The 9064-nt window shown below is 42.0% G+C and carries 7 protein-coding genes and 1 riboswitch; of the genes, 2 read left to right on the forward strand and 5 right to left on the reverse strand.

Annotated elements, in window-relative coordinates; translation table 11 throughout:
• Window positions 1–67: 67 nt before the first annotated feature.
• Window positions 68–943 carry a DMT family transporter gene (locus I4V44_RS14960; protein ID WP_055054095.1) on the reverse strand — a complete coding sequence of 292 codons (876 nt, stop codon included), beginning with the start codon at window positions 941–943 and terminating at the stop codon, window positions 68–70.
• A gap of 607 nt (window positions 944–1550) precedes the next feature.
• Window positions 1551–1654: riboswitch (TPP riboswitch) on the forward strand.
• Between the two features lie 115 nt (window positions 1655–1769).
• On the opposite strand from I4V44_RS14960, the gene thiW reads away from it, so the two are divergent.
• Together thiW and thiM are read left to right on the forward strand one after the other, a co-directional pair.
• A complete protein-coding gene (gene thiW / locus I4V44_RS14965) occupies window positions 1770–2357 on the forward strand; it encodes an energy coupling factor transporter S component ThiW (protein ID WP_196002897.1) in 588 nt (195 codons plus the stop codon).
• Complete coding sequence (thiM, locus tag I4V44_RS14970; protein ID WP_196002898.1) at window positions 2287–3063, forward strand: hydroxyethylthiazole kinase; 777 nt, start codon at window positions 2287–2289, stop codon at window positions 3061–3063. The genes thiW and thiM overlap by 71 nt, the downstream gene beginning before the upstream one ends.
• A gap of 58 nt (window positions 3064–3121) precedes the next feature.
• On the opposite strand, the gene I4V44_RS14975 is transcribed toward thiM, so the two are convergent.
• From I4V44_RS14975 to I4V44_RS14990, 4 genes are all read right to left on the reverse strand, one after another.
• Window positions 3122–4522, reverse strand: coding sequence for an MATE family efflux transporter (locus tag I4V44_RS14975; protein ID WP_207744265.1), 1401 nt, complete (start codon window positions 4520–4522; stop codon window positions 3122–3124).
• Between the two features lie 217 nt (window positions 4523–4739).
• Window positions 4740–4850, reverse strand: a complete 111-nt coding sequence (locus I4V44_RS18355; RefSeq protein WP_271724949.1) for a helix-turn-helix domain-containing protein — start codon at window positions 4848–4850, stop codon at window positions 4740–4742.
• A gap of 125 nt (window positions 4851–4975) precedes the next feature.
• On the reverse strand, window positions 4976–6310 hold the full coding sequence (locus I4V44_RS14985; RefSeq protein WP_196002899.1) for a chloride channel protein: 1335 nt from the start codon (window positions 6308–6310) through the stop codon (window positions 4976–4978).
• A gap of 326 nt (window positions 6311–6636) precedes the next feature.
• On the reverse strand, window positions 6637–8637 hold the full coding sequence (locus I4V44_RS14990) for a right-handed parallel beta-helix repeat-containing protein (RefSeq protein WP_022379902.1): 2001 nt from the start codon (window positions 8635–8637) through the stop codon (window positions 6637–6639).
• Between the last annotated feature and the right edge of the window lie 427 nt (window positions 8638–9064).

Here is a 9064-nt window from a genome sequence, read left to right on the forward strand (position 1 = left end):
TCTATATACTGATCGGATTTCATCAGACTTACTGGATAAAATCAGAAAATCCTTTTTTACTTTTTCTTCATTTACCAGCCTTAGCTACCCTCATATTATAAAGAAAGGTACCCAATGATGCCAGAATAATCAGCACATATCCTGTAAAGCTGTACTTATCCGGAATCTCTCCAAACAGGACAAATCCCAGCATCGTGGCAAAAATAATCTGCGAATAATCAAAGATGGAAATCTTCCCTGCAGGTGCATAGGTGTATGCAGCCGTAATCGTAAACTGTCCGCCCGCTGCGAATAATCCTGCCATCAGCAATGTCACAAGCTGCTTCATACTCATGGGTGTGAAATGGAACAACATCCAGGGTACAACCGACAAGCAGGAGAAAAATGAAAAATAAAACACAATAACCGGTCCCTTCACTCCGTGAGTTCCCAGTACACGCACCATCGTATACGCAATTCCTGCTCCCAGTCCACCGCAGACTCCAATCAGTGCCGGAACAAGTGCCGCATTCTGAAATCCCGGTTTCACTACAAATAAACATCCGATAAACGCCAGCGCAACACACGCTGCCTGTGCCGGTCTGATCTTTTCCTTTAACAAAAGGAATGAAAAAATAATCGCGAAAAACGGAGACAATTTATTCAGGATCGATGCATCTGCCACCAACAGATGATCAATGGCATAAAAGTTACACAGAATCCCCAGTGTCCCGCACACACAACGCAGGATCAGCGGTCCCCAGTATTTCTTATCCACCTTCGGCACTGTACGATTTTTACAGAGAATCACCGCTGCAAACACCGCCGCCACCAGATTCCGGAAGAAACTCTTCTCCACAGACGGCAGATCACCTGCCAGACGCACACTCACATTCATACAAGCAAAGAAAAACGCCGACAGGATGATCATTATCATACCCTTTATGTAATTTTCCTGTTTCATCAGATTTAACCTGCCTTTCTGTCCATGCAGACAGCTTCTTTTTATCATATGCTGTCTGTCATCTACCTGTTAATCATAGCACGGACAATCGTTTTAGTACAAATAGATTTTTTATTTCAATTCGTCCTAAGCCATGATATACTATAAGAGCTGTCGAACCTCCAGCAGAAAGGAGGTGAGTTTCATGGAAGAAATTCTCGTCACATTTCTTGTCTCTGTTTTAGCAGGCGTAGTTAGCTACTACATATGCAAATGGCTGGACGGCAGACACTAGACAGCAACAGCCCAAACGGAACAGCTCACCGTAACGAGCAAGAAAGCCCTCAGAGCTGCAACTCTGAGGGCTTTTGTTTCTTTAGTTCGCTTCATGGAATCTCGTCACATTCCTTAGCTACTGTTAGTATATGCTGAGAAAAATAAAAAGTCAACTTAAAAATAATATTAGGTAGTGTAAATTTACTGTAGGAAATTTACACTACCCTGCTTTTACATCCCATTGACTTTTCCAAAAGCTTGTGTTACTCTAAAGCGTGTTTGAAAATTGTAACGCACATCTTGCGTAAAGCATTTTTCAAATACGCTCTAACAAAAGAAAATCTGCATAATGGATAATAACAACGGGAGCCTGTGGGACAGGCTGAGAGGAAGATAGATCTTCGACCGCACCTGATATGGATAATGCCAGCGTAGGGACTGTATTTGTATATTAAAATCTGCCAGTGTGTTATTCCGGCAGATTTTTTTTGCAGGATTTTATCTGTTTCCTGCACAACTGATAATGTCTGCTTCGGCAGACCAAATCTTCATTTCAAGGAGGTTCATTATTATGAACACAGACAGATCAAAAACACTCAGAATGGTCATGCTCGCCATGATGGTTGCCATCGGCGTTGTCATCTCACCTATTCTGAGAATCGAGGGTATGTGCCCTACTGCACACCTGATAAACATCGTCTGTTCCGTACTTCTGGGACCGTGGTATTCATTGCTTTGTGCCACTCTCATCGGAATCATCCGAATGATGTTTATGGGTATCCCGCCACTTGCACTGACAGGTGCCGTATTCGGCGCATTTTTATCAGGCGTTTTCTACCGCGCTTCTCATGGAAAGATTATCTGCGCAGTGATCGGTGAAATCTTCGGAACCGGTATCATCGGCTCTCTGGTTTCCTATCCTGTAATGGCATTTCTTATGGGCAGAAGCGGACTGAACGCATTTTTCTATACGCCAATGTTTCTGGCAGCAACCTGCATGGGCGGCACCATTGCCTACTTCTTCCTGAAGGCCTTAAGTCACGCAGGAATGCTTGCCAAATTTCAGCAAAGCCTTGGAGCAAAAGTATATGATCGTAAATCAGACAAATCCCAGACAATTGACCAGAACAGCACAGCCGCTGATTCACTGCATCACTAATCCGATTTCTATTCATGACTGTGCGAATATTATTCTGGCGGCCGGAGGCCGCCCGATCATGGCAGAACATCCTGCTGAAGTAGCTGAGATCACCAGCCATGCTCAGTCACTGGCACTGAATCTTGGAAATATCACCGATGCGCGTATGAAATCCATGCCTGAATCTCTGAAAATCGCTGCCAGTCTCCACATACCTGTTATGCTTGATCTGGTAGGAACCGCCTGCAGCAATCTGCGCTATGAATTTGCGCAGAAGCTTATGAACATCCACATGCCTGAACTCCTTAAAGGAAACATGTCTGAACTTCTTGCCATGTCCGGACAGACCGCACATGCAATCGGAATTGACGCAGGCGTACAGGATGTGCTTACAGATGTCAATCGTTCCCATCTGAAAGAACTTTTCCAGGAAAAAGCTTCCCAATGGAATACCACACTTCTTATCACAGGCAAAGAAGATATGATCGTCTCCGCCAGTAAGTGTGAATTTATCACAAACGGTACTCCTGCCATGTCACAGATCACAGGAACCGGATGTATGCTTGGAATGATCTGTGCCACCTATCTGGCAGTTACAGACCCATTTACAGCGGCCCTGTCAGCAGCCAGAGAATTTGGCACAGCAGGAGAAAGAGCAGAGAAAAACAGCTCCGGACCCGGAAGCTTCCAGACAGAGCTGTTCGATCAGTTTTACAATCTTTTATAAAAAAGTTCCCGTCAGACAACATGGCCAAATTTCTTCCATATTATCTGCGGGAACTTTTTTATGCTATTTCCGCACTGCGCATCTTTCCCAGTTCTCGTCTCGCAAACACAATTGCCAGCACAAATGCCGCTGCATCTGCGATCGGTCCTGCATACATCACTCCATCAATTCCCATAAACAACGGAAAGATAATGATCAATGGCAGAAGAAAAATCACCTGCCGTGTCAGAGACATTACAATACCCAGCTTCGCCATACCGATAGAAGTAAAGAAACCGGAAGATACCGGCTGGATACCGTTTGCAAAGGTCATAAACATAAATATTTTCAGATAACGTTCTGCAAACTGAAAATACAGATCACTTCCTGTTCCGAAGATACCCACGATCTGGTGTGGAAATATCTGGAAACAGAAAAAAAATATCGTTGCAATTACTGTACAGGCAGTTACAGAATAACGGTATGCCTGTCTTACTCTGTCATATTTCTTTGCTCCGTAGTTAAATCCCCAGATTGGCTGACTGCCCTGAGAAATACCAATACAGATTGCCATAAACACCATATTGACTTTGGAGATAACACCTACACAGGCAATGGGAATATCACTTCCATATACGGAATTTGCTCCATAATAACGCAGAATATTATTTAATACGATCTGCACGATCGCCATGGCAATCTGATTAATGCAGGATGCAAGTCCCAGAGAAATAATTGCTTTAAGATATGACAGCTTTGGTTTCAGCATCCCACCGGACAGATACATTTTGCGGAACTTACAGAAGTACACAATTACCAGAACTCCGGAAGCAACCTGTCCGATCACTGTTGCCCATGCAGCACCCTTAATTCCCCATCCGAATCCAAAAATAAACAGCGGATCCAGAATAGTATTGATGATCGCACCTATCATAATACAGACCATAGAATAAGTCGGACTTCTGTCTGCTCTTACAATATGATTACCGCCAACAGACAAAATATAAAATGGAAGTCCTAATGCCGTAATTCCTGTATAGTCAACAGCATATGGCATAACATCTGCAGTTGCCCCGAACAATGTCAGAAGTGGTTTCAGGAACATCAGTACAATCACAGCAAGTATCAGACCACTGATTGCCAGTGACGACAACGCAGTACCTGCAATCCCGCTGGCTTTCTTCTCCTGTCCTGCCCCCATTTCCAGATTATAATTTGATGCACCGCCAATTCCCAAAAGCAATGCCAGCGCAGTTGCGACCGTTGTAACAGGAAACGCCACATTTGTAGCTGCATTTCCCAGCATCCCCACACCCTGTCCAATAAAAATCTGATCCACGATATTGTACATCGCACTGACCAGCATACTGATGATCGCAGGAATCGCAAACTTCGCGATCAATCCACCTACCGGTGCTATACCAAGCGGATTCTGTGCCTGCGAATTTATCTCCTGCGTACTTTGATTATCTTTTTCCAAGTAAACTCCATCCTCTCTCTACATATTCGATATAATTTCTGTCACTGCTATTTTGTAATAAAACACTTTTCAGGATAATCTCTATTATTTCCCTGCCCCACTATACCGTATCATTTACTTTAACATTTATTCTCTTTCCCTGCAACGTAAAAAGCATACCGACTCTTTCTGAATTTTTCAAAAGTTTACATACTTTTTGTCCTTTTTCTATCCGGTATCACCTTGGAATCATTCCATATCGCTTCTTAAACTGCCGGAAAAAATAACTCTGGTTTTCATAACCGACACCCAGAGAAATTTCTTCAATAGACAAATCTGTCTGCCTCAACTGTCGTTTTTCATGGCTTTAGAATAACAAAAATAAGGACAGTTTTTCAGATTCTTATTAGACTGAAAAACTGTCCTTATTTTCTATTTATATCTCTACACCGAACAACAGCTCTGCAGTTTCGGTTAAAACCGCGTAGGTTTATTCACATACTTTGCCTTATACTTAGAATACACAATCGTCTGGTCCTTATACAGTCCATAGTATCCTGAAGCCGCATAACTGATAGAAACAGCAATCAGATAAAAAGGAACTCCCTTAAATCCAAACATTTCAAATGCGATCAGAATTGATGTGATCGGGCAGTTTGTCACTCCACAGAATACCGCCGTCATTCCACATGCAGCACAGATAGATGGCGAAAATCCCAGCCAGTTTCCCATCACACATCCTAATGTAGCTCCTATACAGAACGAAGGAACAATTTCCCCGCCTCGGAATCCTGCACGCATTGTCAATGCAGTCAGTACCAGTTTCCAGAAGAAGTCCAGAGGTCTTGCCTGTCCTTCCTCCACTGCCTTCTCAATCAGCTCTGCACCTGCGCCCATATAATCTGAAGTTCCCAGAAGTAATGTAATTCCAATCACCAGACAGGATCCCACAACTACACGCACATATGGATTCTTAAACCACCTTCCATATGCTCCGGCAACTCCATTCAGCACCATACAGAATACAATACTAATCACTGCACATCCAACAGCGATAGCACCCATTTTCAAACCCGTTTCAATAGTCAGCTTCGGAATATCCACTACATGAAAAGTCTCCGGTGTAACTCCCATTCCTGCCGCAAATCCGGATGCAACCAGGGAAGCAATCATACAAGGCATCAAAGCTGTATAATACATCACTCCTACACTGACTACCTCCAGTGCAAAAACAGCTGCAGCCATCGGTGTTCCAAACAATGCAGAGAATGCTGCACTCATACCACACATAACAATTACATGTCGGTCTTCCTCATCCAGATGAATCCAACGTCCAAGCTGATTGGCAATACTTCCACCAAGCTGTATTGCCGCACCTTCACGTCCTGCAGAGCCACCTGCCAGATGCGTAAGTGCTGTAGAAATGAAAATCAGAGGTGCAGATAAAATCGGCACATCGTCCTGTGATCTCACAGTAGAAAGCACCTGATTCGTACCTCCATCATCCTTACCAAATTTCTCATACAGGTATACAATAATTAAGCCCATCACCGGAAGCAGATAGAACATCCATTCATTTTCTTTCCTGCAATTTGTCACACTCTTCAGCACAAAAGAAAACAGTGTACTCGCCGCTCCTGTAATACATCCTACAAGTACCGCGATCATCAGCCATTTTACAAGATTTCCCACATCACGCTGAATCTCACTACTATAATATTGAAGCCTTTTTTTCAGTAAGCTTTTCGCTTCCGTACTTTGTTCTTCCGTGTCATTCTCCTGATCTGCACGCTTTTCCTCTTTCTCCATTTCCCCCTCTTACCTTTCCTTATTATTTTACATACAAATTTGCTATTTCTATTTTAGCATACATTTTCCATATCTGCCAGAAAGATAAGACAGAGAAAATAAAGGTTATTGGAATTATATGTTACTGTTCACTCCGTTCACAGTAACGTAGCCAAAATTCATTCCAGATTGCCTGCGGCAATGGAATTTTGGCTTGTATGTCTCGGGATTTTGGCATATTCATGCCAAAACACCTCGCGGAATAGTGGTGTGTGAACAGTAACAATTATATTACTGCTCACTCAGGCGTAGATTCACAATTGTATCCGATAACTTACTTAATTCGTTTAAAATGCAGTACATATATTAACGTTTTTCCCAACGTCTTCCTTCTCTGCAAAAGGTCCGGGAATTACCTTGGCACCTCTGTGTCCTCCAAAGTAATCGGTATCAAATGTTATCGGTGTTCCATCCGGATTTTCGAAGAATTCTTCCGGCTCAAAAGCTTTTCCCAAAACTTCTGTATTAATCATACGTCCGGAGAAATCTTCAAGAATCTCATATATATTTGTATCCAGGAAATATTTTCCGTCTTTCTCTGTTAATTCTACCTTCACATTCTCAGAAGAAACGAACCCATTTTTCTCATGTTTCCATGCCTTTGCACCATCAAGATAAACATTTCCTTCACTCCATACCGGTAAATGATCAAAATGAACTGATTCCAGTTTCTTCATATCTGCAGGTTTTGTAAAATCAAACTGTGAAATCCATTCATCATACGTTGGATACTCATCAAACATCCAGGTTCCGACTTTTCTGTTTTCAGAATCAAATCCATCATCAGAATCATGCATTGTAATAAAATCTTCTGAAGGCCATTTCTGGACGAAAATATTATTATAGAAACGATCATCTCCATGAAGTATAGTCATAAATCCCATAACCTCTGTACGATGAGGCATATGATATGGTGTATAACGCCAACTGGTTCCTTCGCCTACACAAGTTAAAGCACCGCAGATCAGATTATGTACCATAGCAACACCCTGAGTAGCAAAACGCAGGCTGGCATCTGATAAAAGGATATTGTTATCAATAAGAGTAGGACCATGACCTACTTCAACAAAAATATCCTGGCACATCATACCACCTTTCAACTGTTTAGCAAATGCCGGACGCTGATTGTCATGGAGCAGGTTCTGAGAAAGTCGTGTACCTTGAGCTTCCCAATCACACCAGATTCCCATAGTACAATGATGAATATGATTTCTTCTCATAATAACATCAATTGCAGCATGCATTTTAATTCCGGCAATTTCTGCTCCGCCCAATTCCATCATATTGTTGATATGGTGAATATGATTATCCTCAATAATACTGAATACACCACCCATACGCCCGATAATACCACCCTGCTCACAGTGGTGGATATTGTTTCGGCGGATAATATGACTTCCTACTTTTTCCTTAAGCCAGCCATGATACTGTCCACGGCATACCGCGTCTCTTTCCATTTGAGTTGGACTCTTAACATATTTATTAGTAAAATAATGATCATTTTCCGGATCATAATATTTTCCAAGAGAAATTCCTGCACATTTGCTGTTAGAAATTTCGCAGTCCTCAATGATCCATCCTTTACTCCAGTGAGGCCCGATCATGCCATCCTGATAAGCTGCAGGCGGTGCCCAGGTAGTTGCTGCTTTTGTAACTACGAAACCACTGACTGTGATATATCCAACACCTGTTTTTGATGGCATAAAGCATTCACGGCGTACATTAATTTCTACATTTTCCTCATTTGGATCTGCTCCATGAAAATTCGCATAAATTACTGTCTCATCTTTTTCCTGATCCTGTTCTGTGTACCATTTATAAGTAGATTCCTCCGGAACCCAACTACACTCATAAACCTCGGCTTTAATACATTCCTCTACACTTCCAGCCTCATAAAGTGCTCGGTTATTAAGATATACACATCCTGTATGTTTGTCAGCTTTAGCAAAATACCAGTCTCCATATACCATAGTTGTATATGGATTATAGTTGCCAAAAAGACTGTTCGCAACACGGCATACCCATACGTTTTCCTTATAAGGAACCCATGACTGAATTCGTTCTGCTCCGGTAATAACTGCCCCAAGAGGCTCTACACTCCTGTAAGTAATTCTGGCATCCTCTCTACCCGCATGAACAGGATCTACATACTCCCGATAAACTCCAGGAGCTACCCAAACTTCATCCCCCGGCTGTGCAATTTTTGCTGCATCATTAATATGACGAAACGGCATCTGTTCTGTACCATTACCATCATGACCAGCATTTACATTTACATAAATCTTCATGAAAAACCCTCCCATATATGTTTCTATTATAGCAGTCCTCGTAAATAATGCATTTAAGACAGTTCAGCATGATTTCACACTCTGATGGGCTGGATTAAGATGTATTATTTTAGAGGATTAATAGATTCTATAAATCTTGCTTATAATTTTAAAACCCATTTTCCTGCAAGACAATATATTTTTAATCCCACTTTCTATAATTTTCTATGTAAATGGTCAGAAGTTTCAGACATTCCTTTCTATAGATTTTTGCACACAAAAAAACCAGCTAGATGATAGCTGGTTTTTACTGTACCTTCAAAACTACATACATGTTGACATTTCCTTGAGATTCATTCTTCCTGCGATTCTTGGTCAAGCCCTCACCCGATTAGTAACAGTCAGCTCCATGCATTGCTGCACTTCCACCTCTGCCCTATCTACCTCG

It is taken from the genome of Blautia sp. 1001283B150304_161114_C9, assembly GCF_015668165.1.
Taxonomy (GTDB): Bacteria; Bacillota; Clostridia; order Lachnospirales; family Lachnospiraceae; genus Blautia_A; species Blautia_A wexlerae.